Source organism: Candidatus Nitrosocosmicus oleophilus (assembly GCF_000802205.1).
GTDB classification, from domain to species: Archaea; Thermoproteota; Nitrososphaeria; order Nitrososphaerales; family Nitrososphaeraceae; genus Nitrosocosmicus; species Nitrosocosmicus oleophilus.
In genome coordinates, this window is sequence record NZ_CP012850.1 from 1,681,775 (window position 1) to 1,697,421 (window position 15,647).

General features: G+C 34.0%; 14 protein-coding genes. 11 read left to right on the forward strand and 3 right to left on the reverse strand.

The annotated features are described in order from the left end of the window. From NMY3_RS08145 to NMY3_RS08165, 5 genes are all read left to right on the forward strand, one after another. Window positions 1-771, forward strand: coding sequence for a phosphopantothenate/pantothenate synthetase (locus NMY3_RS08145; RefSeq protein ID WP_196818408.1), 771 nt, complete (start codon window positions 1-3; stop codon window positions 769-771). Between the two features lie 64 nt (window positions 772-835). Then, window positions 836-1,705 (forward strand): 3-methyl-2-oxobutanoate hydroxymethyltransferase, encoded by an 870-nt coding sequence (gene panB / locus NMY3_RS08150; RefSeq protein ID WP_425319401.1) that lies wholly within the window; start codon window positions 836-838, stop codon window positions 1,703-1,705. A 16-nt stretch (window positions 1,706-1,721) separates the two neighbouring features. Continuing rightward, window positions 1,722-3,167: a phosphopantothenoylcysteine decarboxylase gene (locus NMY3_RS08155; protein ID WP_196818409.1), complete on the forward strand. Its 1,446-nt coding sequence runs from the start codon at window positions 1,722-1,724 to the stop codon at window positions 3,165-3,167. Between the two features lie 113 nt (window positions 3,168-3,280). Further along, window positions 3,281-4,135: an isocitrate lyase/PEP mutase family protein gene (locus NMY3_RS08160; protein ID WP_231100398.1), complete on the forward strand. Its 855-nt coding sequence runs from the start codon at window positions 3,281-3,283 to the stop codon at window positions 4,133-4,135. Between the two features lie 31 nt (window positions 4,136-4,166). Then, a complete protein-coding gene (locus NMY3_RS08165) occupies window positions 4,167-5,738 on the forward strand; it encodes a hypothetical protein (protein WP_196818410.1) in 1,572 nt (523 codons plus the stop codon). On the opposite strand, the gene NMY3_RS08170 is transcribed toward NMY3_RS08165, so the two are convergent. Then, on the reverse strand, window positions 5,709-6,557 hold the full coding sequence (locus tag NMY3_RS08170) for a glycosyltransferase family A protein (protein ID WP_196818411.1): 849 nt from the start codon (window positions 6,555-6,557) through the stop codon (window positions 5,709-5,711). The genes NMY3_RS08165 and NMY3_RS08170 overlap by 30 nt on opposite strands. A 344-nt stretch (window positions 6,558-6,901) precedes the next feature. Here NMY3_RS08170 and NMY3_RS08175 point away from each other — a divergent pair, with 344 nt between their 5' ends. The 3 genes from NMY3_RS08175 to NMY3_RS08185 all read left to right on the forward strand — a co-directional run bounded on the left by NMY3_RS08175 (window position 6,902) and on the right by NMY3_RS08185 (window position 10,053). Further along, window positions 6,902-7,840: a hypothetical protein gene (locus NMY3_RS08175; RefSeq protein WP_196818412.1), complete on the forward strand. Its 939-nt coding sequence runs from the start codon at window positions 6,902-6,904 to the stop codon at window positions 7,838-7,840. Between the two features lie 267 nt (window positions 7,841-8,107). Further along, window positions 8,108-9,250 (forward strand): glycosyltransferase, encoded by a 1,143-nt coding sequence (locus NMY3_RS08180; RefSeq protein WP_196818413.1) that lies wholly within the window; start codon window positions 8,108-8,110, stop codon window positions 9,248-9,250. A 179-nt stretch (window positions 9,251-9,429) separates the two neighbouring features. Beyond that, window positions 9,430-10,053 carry a class I SAM-dependent methyltransferase gene (locus tag NMY3_RS08185; protein WP_196818414.1) on the forward strand — a complete coding sequence of 208 codons (624 nt, stop codon included), beginning with the start codon at window positions 9,430-9,432 and terminating at the stop codon, window positions 10,051-10,053. A 78-nt stretch (window positions 10,054-10,131) separates the two neighbouring features. On the opposite strand, the gene NMY3_RS08190 is transcribed toward NMY3_RS08185, so the two are convergent. Next, window positions 10,132-11,034 (reverse strand): glycosyltransferase, encoded by a 903-nt coding sequence (locus NMY3_RS08190; RefSeq protein WP_196818415.1) that lies wholly within the window; start codon window positions 11,032-11,034, stop codon window positions 10,132-10,134. A gap of 456 nt (window positions 11,035-11,490) precedes the next feature. On the opposite strand from NMY3_RS08190, the gene NMY3_RS08195 reads away from it, so the two are divergent. Both NMY3_RS08195 and NMY3_RS08200 read left to right on the forward strand, forming a co-directional pair. Further along, the gene (locus NMY3_RS08195) at window positions 11,491-12,726 is read left to right on the forward strand and encodes an asparagine synthase C-terminal domain-containing protein (RefSeq protein ID WP_196818416.1); all 1,236 of its coding nucleotides are present in this window, start codon (window positions 11,491-11,493) and stop codon (window positions 12,724-12,726) included. Between the two features lie 204 nt (window positions 12,727-12,930). Beyond that, window positions 12,931-13,443, forward strand: a complete 513-nt coding sequence (locus tag NMY3_RS08200) for a hypothetical protein (RefSeq protein WP_196818417.1) — start codon at window positions 12,931-12,933, stop codon at window positions 13,441-13,443. A gap of 15 nt (window positions 13,444-13,458) precedes the next feature. On the opposite strand, the gene NMY3_RS08205 is transcribed toward NMY3_RS08200, so the two are convergent. Then, window positions 13,459-14,499: an NAD(P)/FAD-dependent oxidoreductase gene (locus tag NMY3_RS08205; protein ID WP_196818418.1), complete on the reverse strand. Its 1,041-nt coding sequence runs from the start codon at window positions 14,497-14,499 to the stop codon at window positions 13,459-13,461. Between the two features lie 208 nt (window positions 14,500-14,707). Here NMY3_RS08205 and NMY3_RS08210 point away from each other — a divergent pair, with 208 nt between their 5' ends. Further along, window positions 14,708-15,583: a right-handed parallel beta-helix repeat-containing protein gene (locus NMY3_RS08210; RefSeq protein WP_196818419.1), complete on the forward strand. Its 876-nt coding sequence runs from the start codon at window positions 14,708-14,710 to the stop codon at window positions 15,581-15,583. Window positions 15,584-15,647: the final 64 nt, after the last annotated feature.

Genomic DNA, 15,647 nt, shown 5'->3' on the forward strand with positions numbered 1-15,647 from the left:
ATGGAGAGGAAAATAGAATTACATGAGAGTCATCCAAGATATTTATCGTTGTTAGCCAGAGAAAAACTGGTTACAGGTTTCAAACGAGGTTTAGTGGCATCAGAGGGTCTAATCGCACATGGAAGAGGGGAATGCTTTGACTATTTAATTGGGGAATGTACCATCGAATCCGCAAAAGCTGCCGTAAATGCTGCTTCCGCCACATTATTACTTGCCAGATACCCAGTAATATCTATAAATGGTAACGTAACAGCGTTATGCGTAGACCAGGTATGCCAGTTAAATCGATCACTAGAAAACTCAGCTGTTGAAATAAATCTTTTTTACTATACAAAAGAGAGGGAAAGGTTGATATCAGAAGAATTCAAAAAATATGGATTACTAAAAATATTTGGTATTGACCCAAAAAATCTTGTAAGCATCCCGGAACTAGAGAGCAACAGAAGATTTGTTGACAGGAATGGCATATCTAAAGCTGACGTTGTGTTTGTACCTCTAGAGGATGGTGATAGAACCATAGCCTTAAAACGAATGAATAAGAAAGTTATCACAGTAGATCTGAATCCACTTTCAAGAACAGCATTGTCATCGGATATAACAATTGTCGATAATATTGTTAGGGTAATTCCACAACTTATCGAATGCATAAAATATCATAAAAAACATTCTAGTGAAAATGACTTGAAGGAGCTTATAGAGGGTTTTGATAATATGGATGGCCTAAAAAAGGCTCTTGAAGTAATGAAATCTAAACAGGTTCCCATTCAATAAAAATGAACACGGTATCAATTTTACAGGGTTTTTCAGACTTTTACATTGGGAGTTATGACTTATTCTGATTCCAAACATTAGCGATTTACAACAAAAAAAGAAAAAATGTGAAAAAATCACCGTAGTAACTGCATATGATTACACAACTTCAAAAATATGTGATGAATCCGGAGTTGATATATTACTTGTTGGTGACAGTGCTGGTATGGTTATGCTGGGCTACCCAAGTACAATTTCTGTTACTATGGAAGAAATGATGGTCTATTGTAGAGGTGTTATTAATGGATCAAAGAACGCTTTAATCATTGCCGATATGCCATTTGGGTCCTACCAATTTGATCAGTCATTGGCTTGTCTAAATGCTACAAAATTTATTAAACTAGGTTGTCACGCTGTAAAACTCGAAGGTGGTGTTGAAGTTGTTCCTCTTATAAAGAAACTTACAGAATACGGAATCCCAGTTATGGGGCATATTGGATTAAAGCCTCAGACTTCATTACTATGGGAGGGATACAGGGTGCAAGGGAGGACTACTGATTCCGCAATCTCATTACACCAACAAGCAAAAGAATTAGAAAAGGCCGGAGCTTTTAGTTTAGTACTAGAACTAGTCACAAGCCAAGTAGCTGAACAAATCTCAAAATCTCTCACTATTCCAACGATTGGGATAGGTTCAGGTAGCGGATGTGATGGTCAAGTTTTGGTATTTCATGATCTTGTTGGATCCTTTAATAACTTCAAACCAAAATTTGTAAGACGATATTTGGAATCTTTTCCTCTAATATTGGGTGCGATGAAAAATTATGTTTCAGATGTAAAAAATGGTAAATTTCCCGATGAAGATCATTCATTTTTTATTAAAGAAGAAGAATTATTAAAATTCAATAAATATCTTAATACAAAAGCGAATATTCGCAAGTTGAACCCAGAATGATTAGGATCGATTTAAAATGGTAGAAGATAAATCACTTAGTAGAAAATCCGTTGATAGTAACGACGATGATAACTATGGTTTACATCCATCAAAGGATATCAAATGCACCCTAGGAAATGAATTGTTTGGAAAAAGAGTTGTAATTTGTGTAACCGCTAGTGTAGCTTGTTACAAGACGATTGACTTGATCAGATTAATGATGAGACATGGTGCTGAAGTATTTGTGGTAATCTCAAAAGCAGTTGAAAAATTCATGAATAGGGAATATTTTTTGTGGGCCAGTGGGAATTCTGTTATATCAGAACTTTCTGGAAAATTAGAACATGTAAGAATAGCTAATTTCAAAACATCTGATTTGATAGTAGTATATCCGTGTACAGCTAATACAATAGGCAAATTTGCAAATGGGATTGACGATACATCAGTAACTTCAGTGTTATCGATAGCACTTGGAGCTCGAATTCCTATAATAATCGCCCCTGCGATGCATGATGCTATGTACCAAAACATAATCATTAAACAAAATATACAATATTTAGAAAAAATTGGGATAGTGTTTGTGAATCCGATCCTTGAAGAGGATAAAGCCAAAGTAGCAACCGTTGAATCCGTTTATTTGCAAAGTGTTGATCTAGTCAGGAATCAAATTTCAAATATCGCGAAGAATAATGTTATCCCAGACGATCATTTAGACTGGTTTTTCTGTAAATATTCAATTAAAAATTCGATACCATTAGGTAAAGAACAAATGCGATCATTTATGAAAAATAAAAAGATTTTGATATCTACAGGCAGTACCGTTGAACACATAGATCCGATTCGTGTCATTTCTAATACTAGTTCCGGTAAAATGGGTTATTTTCTGCTAAAGGAGGCTATTGACTTGGGATTAGATGTTACTCTTGTTAAGGGATTAACAATGATTGATTTGGAATACTCTAAATTGAAGGACCAGTTCGATTTTAAGATAATCGATGTTAGAACAAGTCAACAAATGCTGGATAGTGTAATGGGGGAGTTAGCTTCAAAACCTTATGACATAACCATACTTGCTGCAGCAGTTTCCGATTTCAAACCAGAATTTTCTTCGAGTAGTAAAATCGCTACCGACTGCGATTCCCTTGTACTTAAACTTGTGCCAACTAGCAAAATCGTTAATCAAGTCAAATACGTCCAAAGTAAAACATTCTTAGTTGGTTTTAAAGCTGAATACCACGTTTCAGATCGAATTCTATTGGAAAGATCATATCGGAAACTTCTAGATTCTGATGCCGATATGGTAGTCGCCAATGACGTGGGCACTGAAGGTGCATTTATTGGCTCAGATTCCAATAAGATCGTTATTGTGGATAAATACAAGAATTATTACGATTTTCCCATTCAAAATAAAGAATCTGTTGCAGAAAACATTCTAAAATTAATATACGTAAATTTATCTAAACAAAGAAATGATGACTCCTAGGTTAGAGTCTAATACCAAATAAGCACGGTCTAATAATATCTATACATTTGGAGTTAATCCTTCTGTTTAATACAAATAAAATTATATAAAGAGGTCAAAAGTAACACAATCATTTGTCATTAAGTAAGTTATTGAGTCGTCAGAATGATATTTTAGTTATGCCCGGTGTGTACGATGCTTTGACTGCCAAGATTGCTGAGCAAGTAGGTTTCGAGGCCATTTTTCAAACAGGATACGGAACATCGGCATCTTTGTTAGCATTGCCCGATTTTGGATTCTTAAGCATTACCGAAACTGTTGAAAATGCACGAAGGATAACTAGGGCAGTTGATATACCATTAATTGTAGATGTAGATACTGGATACGGTAACCCATTGACCGTATCTAAATTAGTAAATGATTTACAACGAATAGGGGCTTCGGGGATCTTTCTTGAAGATCAAGTTTGGCCAAAAAGGTGTGGCCATATGATGGGTAAGGAAGTTATCGATTCTCAGGAATACATCCAAAAACTAAGGTCTGCTATTGACGCTAAGAAACAAAACTCAGATTTCATAATAGTGGCCAGAACTGATGCTATGGCCCCACTGGGGATTGAAGAGGCTATAAAAAGGGGAAAATTATATAGAGAAATTGGTGCTGACGTCGTTTTTGTTGAGGCTCCGCGCTCTCTCGAAGATATGAAAAAAATCGCAGATCAAATTGATGGTCCATTAGTAGCTAACATGATAGAGGAAGGCATGACACCTAATTTGACCTCGGCCGAACTTTTAGAATTGGGCTACAAAATTGCTCTGTTTCCGCTTTCTGGATTATATTCCTCCGCCTTTGCGATATTTGAAACGTTTAAGACTTTGAAAGAGACTGGTACTACAAAGACGCTGAAAGATAAAATGATGAAGTTTAAGGAATTTAATAAGCTAGTTAGCTTAGATAAATACATGACCATGGAAAACAAATATGTTTGATCTTATTTCAATAGCCTAAACTTGACTATTGTTGAATTCATATCTTGTTTTTGCTATTCTAATAGTTTTTGGCATTGGCTGTTTAATTGGGATAATTCCAGTAATCCAAAACTTTCCATTTCCTGTAGGCTATGATTCTATAAATTATTACTTGCCTGCCTTATATGATCTAAATTCTAATCCAGTAATCGGGGGAACATTATTTCCAGTTTATGTATTTTTAGTATATTCCTTTCATTTGGTCTCTTTCTCCGATCTATACCTTGCCTTTAACGTTGTAAACATTGTATTATATGGATCTCTCAGCATTACTACGTTCCTTTTGTTTACCGCTGTACTTAGACAATCAGTTAATAAAAGTATATTGTTTACCATTTTTGTTATACTACAGCTAAGTGCCCTGCGAATGGCATGGGATCTACATAGAGATATTTTAGCTCTTGTTTGTCTTAACCTTAGTTTAGTTACCCTGAATCATTTCAGGTCAAATCATTTCAACAAATCCGCAGTCCTACAATACGTTACTATTAGCGTCCTTTATCTGGCTACACTATTTTCTGATAGAATGATGGGAGTTTTATTAATCATATCATCAATCTTCTTCTCTATTAGATTCAAACTCCTTCTTCTAATTACTATTAATTTATTATTACTAACATTGTTTCTAACTTACTTCTTTTTGTTAGATGATATTACTTTTGTTTCTGTTGGGTTGAATCCTGTAGATACATTAGTGAATCCTGTATACAACAAAAATAGTCTTTCTCCTTACGATTTACTTGTTTTGCAACTTTCACTATATGGGATCCTCATTCCATTTTTCATTGTAGGTTTTCTTAAAAAGTCAAATTCGTTAATCCTCAAGATTCCCACTCTTGTGACAATTTTACTATCATTTAGTTGGCTCCTCATCCCTAATCATAGTTATTTGGTACCTGAGCGTTGGATTATTCTTTCAGGATTTTTTGTTTCCATCTTCAGCATATATGGGTTCTTCCTTGTCGCTGATAGATTAGTAAATTCAAAACTTAGAAACTTGGTTTCGGTCTTATTTGTTTCATCTTTTATGGCTTATGGAATTTTGTTTATAGTTCTTCCTTATGGAATTGTTTTTACCATCCCTTCTATATTTCAAACCCAAACTGGATTGACAATCCCGCTTTCTATGTCTTTTAATTCACTAGAGATATTCAAGAATCAAGACTTGGTGAATTCTATAGATTGGATTAATACCCATACTAGGAATAATGCAGAAATTATTGGAACCATGCATTGGCGAGGTTGGTTTCATTTGTTCTTAGAAAAACCCCGTCAGTATATTTTTTCTGAGACTGTATCGTTACCGAGTAATTATTCTAAAATTGACAAAAATGGTACTACCTTGGACGATAACCTTAAAACCAAAATAGATCTTAAGTGTGGCAAAGCGGAGGATGACACAAACACTAACTCCATTTCTGAAAATGAAAGAAATATTTACTTGATTGATTCTAAATCGGCTTACTATGATAATTATTCATCTTACCCGATAGTTTATGATTCAGAATATATTCTTATTTATGAACTTCCTGATTTAATTTGTGGGCGATCTCTGTTTAATTAATGATTTGATTTTATCTACTTGGGTCTTCCTGGTAAATTTTCTTATATCATCTGGGTACATGCTGTCATATCCTTCAATCTTCGGTTTATAAGATATGTAATGATACAACATATACAAGGCTCCAGCCCTTCCTATGGGTTTACTGGTACCAAAATATAGGAAAAATCTCCCAAATGCGAATAATGGATGATAACCTAGGGTTCTCATGCTAGCACCAAATTCATAGAAATGATGATTCTGCCCAAGGGGTCGAGTGTGCTCAAATTTTGCTTCTTTTAGAATAGTTTCTTTATAACCATTTTTTCTTGAAGCGATTAAAACAGCAGATTCGTATCCCATTTTTTCAGGGTATTGAGCATATTCTTTATAAAAAAAGGAGTTCCTGACAAATCTACCTGCTCCACGAGGAGTTTTATAGCTACCGTCATCAATATTCCCAGATACGATAGCATAATCTGTGTTATTATCCATAAATTCAATTATTTTTTCAGCGTAATCGTTATAATATATGGTATCATCTGTACCTATCATATGATAATCTGTATCCTCCAACATTTTTTCAGCTTTTAGAGCCAAAGCTTTGTTCCAGTTTTTGACAATTCTAGAAATATCATATCCCAGATCAGGATTACTGATTATAAATAAATTATGGATTTCATCAGATAACCTTTTTAAAATTTCTCCAGTATTATCCTTAGAGCCGTCATCTATTACAATTATATATGAAGGTTTAATTGTTTGGTCAGATAGTGATTTTATGGCTTTTTCAATGTCGTTTTCAGAATTCCTACATGTTACAATTGTAAAATAAGTTCCCATAGCTTAAGATGACCATGGTACATATACCAATCACTGAGCATATAAGTTTTAAATTCATCAAGAAATTGCTTTGGTTAACTTCTCTGGCCTGGCTAATAAGAATATATGCAATTGATGAAATATTTGGATGATAAACTCGCAACAAAATCCCAATTATACTAATAAATAACAAATTCGTTACAAAAATCATTAATAAGTCTTAATTATGTAGGCCGTAAGAAATCAATAGGAATTTTTAGGCCAGGACCTAGGTAGATTTATCTAATTTCTTATACTCCATACTCTATTTGCATTATGTCTAGACAAATGGTTTATAATTTGATTTTGGTATACTCTGTTGTAAATTGCGAATTCTACATGTAGAAGATGCAGCAGCAGTAGCATGTATACTGGCTAAATACCAAAATCAAATCCCGGGGTGTGAATCACGAGTTATTAAATTTGATAAGTATGACAAATTTGGATTTTACGAATTTTACCGGGAATATGTGACTCGGGTACCTTCTGAAGAACAATTTCTGAACTATGTTTTGGAAGAAGCCAAATCCGTTGATGTAATTCACGTTCATAGCAGAGTAGAACTTATTCCCAAACTTCGAGAAACATTTGGGAAATCAAAAAAAATAGTGTTACACTATCATGGTACTGATATTAGGGGAATAAATAAACAAAAACTCCCTCATCGATCTAGACAGTCTGATGCGGCTATAAGATTAATATTTATGTATAGGCGAGCGAAAGGCATAGTTTTATTAAAAAAAAGAATACATCCTAAAGCTCAATCACTATCGGATTTAATAGTAGTTTCTACTCAGGATTTGCTTCCGCACATAACTGCGAAGGAAGGTATTAGAAAAATATATCTTCCAAATCCAATTGATTCCGATCTCTTTAATCAGAATGATCCAAGGTCTATTGAAGATGGTAACAACTCTAATGGGAAAGCCGTTACCATGGATACTGAGGTTACCAACATACCTTGGATACTTGAACACCTGAGAAAACATAATTTAAATCTTGACGTCGAAGTTTATAATCGAATAAAAAACCCCTTAAAATATTCCGAGTTGCCATCTTTCTTACGACGGTATAAGACATATGTCGATATCAAGTATGTAAATGGTAAGATCATACCTGCTTTAAGTAAAACTGGTTTGGAGGCATTGGCATGCGGTCTTGATGTGTTGGATTTTGACCTAAGATTTAGACATGGTTTGCCATCTGAACATTGTCCATTAAATGTGATTTCAAAGCTTTCTAAGGAATACATTCTATTAAAATGAGTTATTCATAGTTATTGTTATCTTTCATATTACTGTATTTTGTTCTCCTAAAATGGTATAGTCTCTGGTTAAATGTAAGATATGTAATCATACTACTATGCGTCTATTCAATGTAGGAGAGAAAGCATAATATCCACACTATATTCATGCTTGTTCTTTGCGTTTTAATCTCTAGCAACAAGTATCTTGAAATGGTGATTTTGAACATAATGGGTTTAGAGCATTTATTTATATTATCTTTTATCGAAATATTCAAAGTTGAAGATTTTGCATTTATCTACCGAGGGACTGCCAGATTGGAGGATTGAAAAATCTGCGTTAACAGCTTTGAATAAAGGACATGAGGTAGTATTTGCTGGATCTAAAAGCCCATTCATATATAACAGAAATACTTTTTCTAAAATCTATGAAGTTATTTGGACTGCGAAAGCCAGATATGGGTTTCCTTATTATTGGCATATGGTCAAAAAGCAAATATATCAAATTATTAAAGAAGTCCTGCCCGACATAGTTCATGCCCATAATATCTTTTCTGCTAAGATGATGCTTGAGTTTGATATACCATTCGTATATGATGATCATGAGTTTTGGTCTAGACATTCTCAATTGTTACTGGAAATGGATAAACTAAATGAAATCCAGGCTGAGAAAGTAAGCCTAAACGAAACCATAAGGGGGGTGCGAAGAAGAGTGAAAAGGAAAATAATAAACCGTCATGTCAATCGCTTATGGGCTAAATGGGAAAGAGAATTGGTTTCATCTGTTCCTACAATAACTGTATCCAATGAAATAGCAAACAAATTGAGAGTAATAGGCAACAGTAACAAAATATTTGTTGTACATAATTTTCCAATGAAGTTTGAAGTAGGCGGTTTAGGTAATCCCCGCCAACACGACCAGTTGTCAAGCGTTTATGCAGGATCAGATGGACACAATAAAAAGAAATATCCTAGTAGGAACATAGATGGATTAACAGATATATTTACTAATAATAATGTTGGAGATCTTACAATCATTGGTTGGAACGGAGAATTTTCTGAAAAAATCAAATATACTGGTTTCCTAGATAGAAACGATATGTATGAAGTAATGTCAAATAATTCGATTGGATTGATACCATTTAAGAAGCATTGGTCCCATGAGTATATTAATCCAAATAAGGCGTATGAATATGCTCATGCAGGCCTTCTTGTAATGTGTACAAACTCATTTAAAGAAATAAAGTCTGTCCTAAAGGAGCATTGTGTAACCTTCGATGATTATGAGGAGATGAAGGAAGAATTATTATATTTCAAAAATAATATGGATGAATTGTATTATAAGAGAATTAATTTGTTCGAATATGCACGTAATAATTTGATCTGGGAACTTAATGAAAAACAAATCTTGGAAGCGTACAAAATTTGCTAGTACTTAAGACTAAGTTGTTTTGTTATGGTCACAGCTGAAAACGTTTTACTTGGTCTAATTTATTTTTCATCTTTTCATATTTGAACTGTAAATTTGATCATCATTATTACTTTACAATGGATTTTTGAGTGAATTTTAGTAACCAAAATAAATATATCTTGGGAATGAAGTAGGTAGGCATGTCATATATTCCGAATGAATACTGGACACAGCGGGGAAAAGACTATAAGAAGAATTTCAAATATGACGATAAATTTGAATTACAGGAGCAAATTTTGATCGAGTACTTGAAAAAATATTCATTTGATTCTGTATTGGAAGTTGGGTGCGGGTTTGGTAGGATAACAAAATTATTACTTAACAATTTTCCAGGAATCAAAGAATACTTTGCATTCGATCTCTCTGCACATCAAGTTGAAAACGCCAAATTAAACATCAATGGGGTGAAAAATAATGAGATTGTCCAATTCGCGGTATCGGATATACAATCACTTCAAATAACCAAGAAATATGATTTGGTAATTGCTTCAGAAGTACTAATGCATGTTCTCCCTTCTGAAATCGAGCAGATTATTCAAAAGTTAGTAGGTTTTTCAACAAAGTATGTTTGTAATATAGATTGGTTCGAAGAAAAAATTCCTAAAAAGGCCGAATCGTTTAATTTTATACATCAATATGAAAGGATTTATAATGATTTACCCTCGATCAAAAGAGTAGATCGCATTCCAATACTCAAAAAGAAGGGGTTCTTGTCCAAGGTTGATGTAAAGCAGTCTATCTTTTTCTCAGAATTAGGGGATTGATGAATTTTAGTAACAATGATTTCTTGTACCAAGATTCCTATCTCTAAACCTGATCATAATCATTCTAGAAATATCATGTTATTCTAAATAATATTTATTCACATTAGTTATGGCATTTTCTATGGCATGATTTTTTCTAACATATTCGTATCCCTCATTGCTTAATCTATTGATCTCATCATCATCTTCCATCAACCTTATCACATCCTCTTTCAAAGTCTCTCTGGTGGTCCTGTAAATTGGGGGCCTGTACTTTTCATACAAATGATCCGATACATAGGCAAGTACAGGTTTCCTTAAAGCCATACCTTCAAGTTCAAATTTTCCAAACCAACCTACATTGGACATTATTTTTCCAATTACGATATCTGAGCTTTGGATCATTTGTAAAGTTTGGGTATGCGAAAAATTTAGTATTTCGACTATTTCATATCTATTCTCCTTTCTTAGTTCATTTAAACCCGTAGAATAATTCTCAGAGGTTTTTGAGGAATGAATTCTGTAATAAGGATAATGTGCAATGCGTTTTTTCCGTTTACTGCTTGTAGTAGGCTGTACATTGTTTAAGTTAATGTTCTTGTTTAATTCGTCGAAATCAATTGGGTTTGGTAACCATTTTCCATTTGGTGCGTAATCTAATAGATCAGGGGTAGAAACTAGGCAAAAATCCGTATCCTTCTTTCCCCGAATATCATCTCCATGGTAGTGCTTCAGATACGTTTTACCTTTATTTCTCCCTTCCAAACTTCTCTTCAGAGAACCATAGGGATAATGATAATGCCAAATGTCATATTCACTTTGTAATTTTCTAAATAGCCTCCATCTAGCTAACGGGGAATTGTAATTTATCATAGTACCACCGAATTGATTTAAAATTAGCTTGTTAAAAATAAATACATCTACTTGATGACCTTGTTTTTTTTGGAATGCAGATAATATTGAGGCTATTCCTGAAATATTATTTATGTGGGCTATTTTCATATAACAAAATCAAATTAATTAGCACCCATAAATAGGAATCTTCTTGCATTGTAAGGATGACAATTAAAATCTTATAATGCCCTTCTCAATCATGAGGGACGAGAAACCTGGGATGATTCCTAGGCATTGAAGTCTTATCTTCTCTCGATTAAATAGTAGTGTTTGTAGATTTTGTTAGTATTGTTTAATTCCGACAGCACCAATGAAAATTCATGATGCTAGTATACCTTTGCGAACTAAATCCTCCTACTCTTATCCTACAATGACAATGGTGGATATTAGACATGATTCTAATGAAATGAGAAATGAGCCCAAAAACAAAATTAGATGCCTAGCGAATTTAAAGTCATTCCTGTTCATTCCTGTTTGTCACGTAATAGCTATTTTGATAAGAAAACCTTAATCTTAAGCAATTCATTAAATTTATTAAATTAATTATGTATATGCAATCCAAATATGTCCCTGGTTCTTAATGATATTAATATAGTGAATTTCTTAACCCTAAGGTATGATCCTACATTTACTAATTTACACGCTCCTCTGAAAAGTGACTATTTTGTCGAAAAAGAAATCGGAAACCTTGATTCGGAAATAGAGAATATTGTACGGGTGGACCTCGAATCAAAATTGTCGCAAAAAAAGGTCTCAAAGGTTTCCCTAGCCTTAAGCGGTGGAATAGATTCAAGATTTACAATTGCGATGATCAGGAAACATTTCCCTGAAATATACATTGATTCTATATGCGTTGGGTTTGGGGACGACGACGACGAGATTTCAGAAGCAAGAAAGGTTGCTCAACAATATGATTCTGATTTCCACGAACTAATTGTCGATAATGCATTGAGGGATCTTCCAAAGTTGATATCCATAACAGGAATGCCTAAATGGAATTTGTATCAATTCTATTTTTTAGATCAAGCTACTAAATACTCGAGAGTATTTTTTTCCGGAGATGGCGGTGATGAAATATTTGGGGGTTATATTTTCCGTTATAAAAAATTTTTACAAGAAGTAGAAAAAATCAAAAACCCTTCATGGTTAGATAAATCCAAAATCTATCTATCATGCCACAACCGTGATTGGGTTCCAAACCAAGAAGACATATTTAATAAGAACGTAGGGTTTTCATGGTTTCAAATCTATGAAAATTTTAGACCTTATTTTGACAACCACCTCTACCCTTTAAATCAACTATTCCTTGCGGATTTCAATGGAAAATTGTTACATGATTGGATCCCAACAAATGATAATTTTGGAAAACATTTCGGCCTGGAAATTAATTCTCTATTCTTAAATCCTAGGATGATAACCTTGGCTGCAAGCCTGCCATGGCATGTTAAATATGATTATTCTCAAAATATAGGAAAACTTCCGTTATTATCTTTATTAAATAAGGGTTCTGGTTCAAGTAAATTTGAAGGATTCAAAAAAGGGTTTTCATTGAATCTATTGAATTTGTGGAAAAATTATGGCAGAGAAATCGTATTATTATATCTTAATGAAAATTCTGATTCGGTCAAGAATAACATCATTAATCTCAAATGGATAGAAGATTCAATAAGACTAGTTGATAGTACAAATCATTCTGATATGAAAATTCGGTATGTAAGCAAATTATTATCCATATTATCTTTTGAGATTTGGTATCGACTATTTGTATCATCTACATTAAAAGCAAACATACGATTATGATTCCTCATATTTTAGACCATAGGTAATTAATAGTGAATACTCGATAACCTGTTCGTTTTGGTGGATCATATAGTAATAACCCTTGATACAAATCCATCATTCTATTGTTGTCTATCTTAACATCATGAGATAGACAAGAAATACTCAATTTCAAGGGAATTACATATTCTTATTTTATTCAATGGACTGAGCCTTTGAATCGATTTGAATAATAAATCTAAATTAGAGACCTTTTCAATATGTCCTATGAAACTAAAGATATCGCGAGGCTTTTTAAGGCGACGATGGTTAGATTTTAGAAACGGACATAGTATTTATCTGGCGTTTTTTCTTACTTTTATTAACTTTATCTTAATCGCATACAACTTTTTAATAAAGCAATTACCATTCGGAATCGGTGATTACATGACACTTCCAATGTTCATACTGTTGTTCGCTTTGATCTACGTTCCTACCGCCATTACCCTAGGTGTTTGGCATCGAAAGCATCAATATTCTGTTGAAAATGAAGCATTGCTAAGACAAAATTGGATGTGGGCTTGGATTAGCCAATACCAAATTAGATTGATTAAGGGTAAAACAAGTCCAAAGGAAGATGAATATATCATAAATTATCTAAACGAAATATTGGTAAGAACAAACAAGAAGGATTTGATAGGACAAGGTGATGACATACCTGAACTACCAAAAGAAAAGAAGCATGAGGATGACAAATAATTAAGTCCCAAATTTTTAAAGGGCATTTACCAATCTCCTCATTTTTTCAAAGTCGACTTCAAACCCAAACCTCTTTTCATCCTTCTTCATGTTCTTGTACATACTCAATAGCAAATTAAAATGCTTAACAGTACTTAATTTCCCGTCCATTTTGAGCCTTACAATTCGGTAAACATCATAGTAATAGTTGAACTTCTTTAGAATTTTTTCTCTGTATCGTTTATGGTCAAACTTCACCTTATTGTTTTTGTTTTCCTCCATAACCTGCAAAAATATTTCACAACTTAACAATGATGGGATGATGCCTTCACCCAGCATCGGGAAGACCGTGCCTATAGATTCTCCTACTCCTATAATCTTTCCGTCGTAAAAAGGTTCCATCAGTTTAGGCGGTGAAAGTCGTATGGGTCTGCCTATTTTTTTGATGATTCGCGCATCCGGGTGAGTTTCTAAGAATTCTTTTACCCCGTGATATTTCCTGTCAATATCACCTGCCCCCATAAAACCAGAGCCCTTACTTAAAGGGAAGTACCAAAAGTACCCCCTCGCACCCTTATATCCTACAACTTGGAATTCATCGATATCTTGAATGTTCTCAACCAGATACTCATACGCGGGAATCACAAAATCTTCTTGAGGTTTAGGCAGAAATTTCCTATGGAAACCTGTACAATCTAAAATATAATCATATTTATCACTTGGAAATGTCTTTTTATCACAATTAACTCCATATTCTACTGTGATACCCGCGAGCAAATCGCTCTCCCATTGTTTCTTATTGTAGGTAACCAAGCCATCTAAATCGAGAAACTCCTCCTTTTGATTTGGTAATCCCATTCTTAGTCTTTTCCCTACATGAAAAACATAATTATCAAAATCGAGCCCTGCCTTTTTAGAAAAATACTCTAACATATGCCTTGACGCTCCCCATGCACATACCGGCCAGTGCATTTCTTTCTTATTTGATTCAAAGATAGTTATTTCGTGGCCAATTTTATGTAACATTCCGCCCAGATAACTTCCGGCTACGCCGGCTCCAATCACAGCTATCTTCAATTGATATGGTTAGGCTCGTAACAATATTAATATTTGTATACTTTTGGATGAAATATGTACTCGGGTGATTGATTATATATAACGATTTATTACAAAAAAAGTTCTTAATAATCTGATTATTAATTATTTATATCTGATAGAAAGTAATCTTGAGTTACGTAAAAACAACAGTTTCCCATATATATTATACAATTGATTGTTTGTTTGAATGAATAACAAAATATATCTCATGGCGGCATTAATTGCATTTGCATCTGTTGGTGCTTTGTTAATACAACCAACTGTAGCATCAGCACAAAGCAGCATGATAGACAATATTTTGAACAGTGCTCTCCCCTCCTCTAATACTAATGATAATAATCAACCATCACAAGAAAATGGCAGCAGCAGCAGCAGCAGCGCAGTCCCATTAAGCACCAGCTTATCTTGTGGTCAAGTTATTAAACAAAGTGTAAAACTGACAGCCAACCTTGATTGCAAGACTGATGGCATTATTGTAGGAGCTGACGGCATTACAATCGATTTGAATGGATTTACATTAAGTGGTCCAGGAGAAAAGAGTTCTAAGGTTGGAATCATGTTTGCAGACAACGATGGTGTAACTGTTCAAGGTCCAGGAACAATTAAGAGCTTCCAAGCAGGCGCATTGTTCTCCGGTGGAGAAGACAACAAAATTTCAAGAGTCACATTCACAGAAAATGAAATCGCAGTATTTGAAACAGGATCAAAGAACGTAGCAATTGAAGACAATCTAATGTTCGGAAACAGCATTGGTGTAGCAGCTCACTCCTCATCAGGCTCAAAGTTGACCACAAACCTATTCAAATCAAATGACTTGGCAGGTGTAACACTGGTTAACTCCGCAAACAATGAGCTATCAATGAATACAATCCAAGGGTCTGTTAATGGTATATTCCTAGATGGTCAAAGCACAAAGAACAACGTAAATTCAAATAACGTATTGCAGAACCGTGGTGTAGATTTGAATAACGGTAACGGTCTACCAACAAACATTAATGACAATGTGTTCGGTGACAATAACTGTAATACATCTGTCCCAGACGGTCTATGTTTGGGTAGATAAACCTCCATTTTTCTTTTGAAAAGCACAAATCCTAAATCTTCATTTTAATTTTCAATTTAAAATT

Excerpts from the sequence above, each read along its gene's own strand:
- NMY3_RS08145 (WP_196818408.1), top strand. The coding sequence starts at position 1 with ATGGAGAGGAAAATAGAATTACATGAGAGTCATCCAAGATATTTATCG.
- NMY3_RS08155 (WP_196818409.1), top strand. The coding sequence starts at position 1,722 with ATGGTAGAAGATAAATCACTTAGTAGAAAATCCGTTGATAGTAACGAC.
- NMY3_RS08170 (WP_196818411.1), bottom strand. The coding sequence starts at position 6,557 with ATGGGAACTTATTTTACAATTGTAACATGTAGGAATTCTGAAAACGAC.
- NMY3_RS08185 (WP_196818414.1), top strand. The coding sequence starts at position 9,430 with ATGTCATATATTCCGAATGAATACTGGACACAGCGGGGAAAAGACTAT.
- NMY3_RS08190 (WP_196818415.1), bottom strand. The coding sequence starts at position 11,034 with ATGAAAATAGCCCACATAAATAATATTTCAGGAATAGCCTCAATATTA.
- NMY3_RS08195 (WP_196818416.1), top strand. The coding sequence starts at position 11,491 with ATGTCCCTGGTTCTTAATGATATTAATATAGTGAATTTCTTAACCCTA.
- NMY3_RS08210 (WP_196818419.1), top strand. The coding sequence starts at position 14,708 with ATGAATAACAAAATATATCTCATGGCGGCATTAATTGCATTTGCATCT.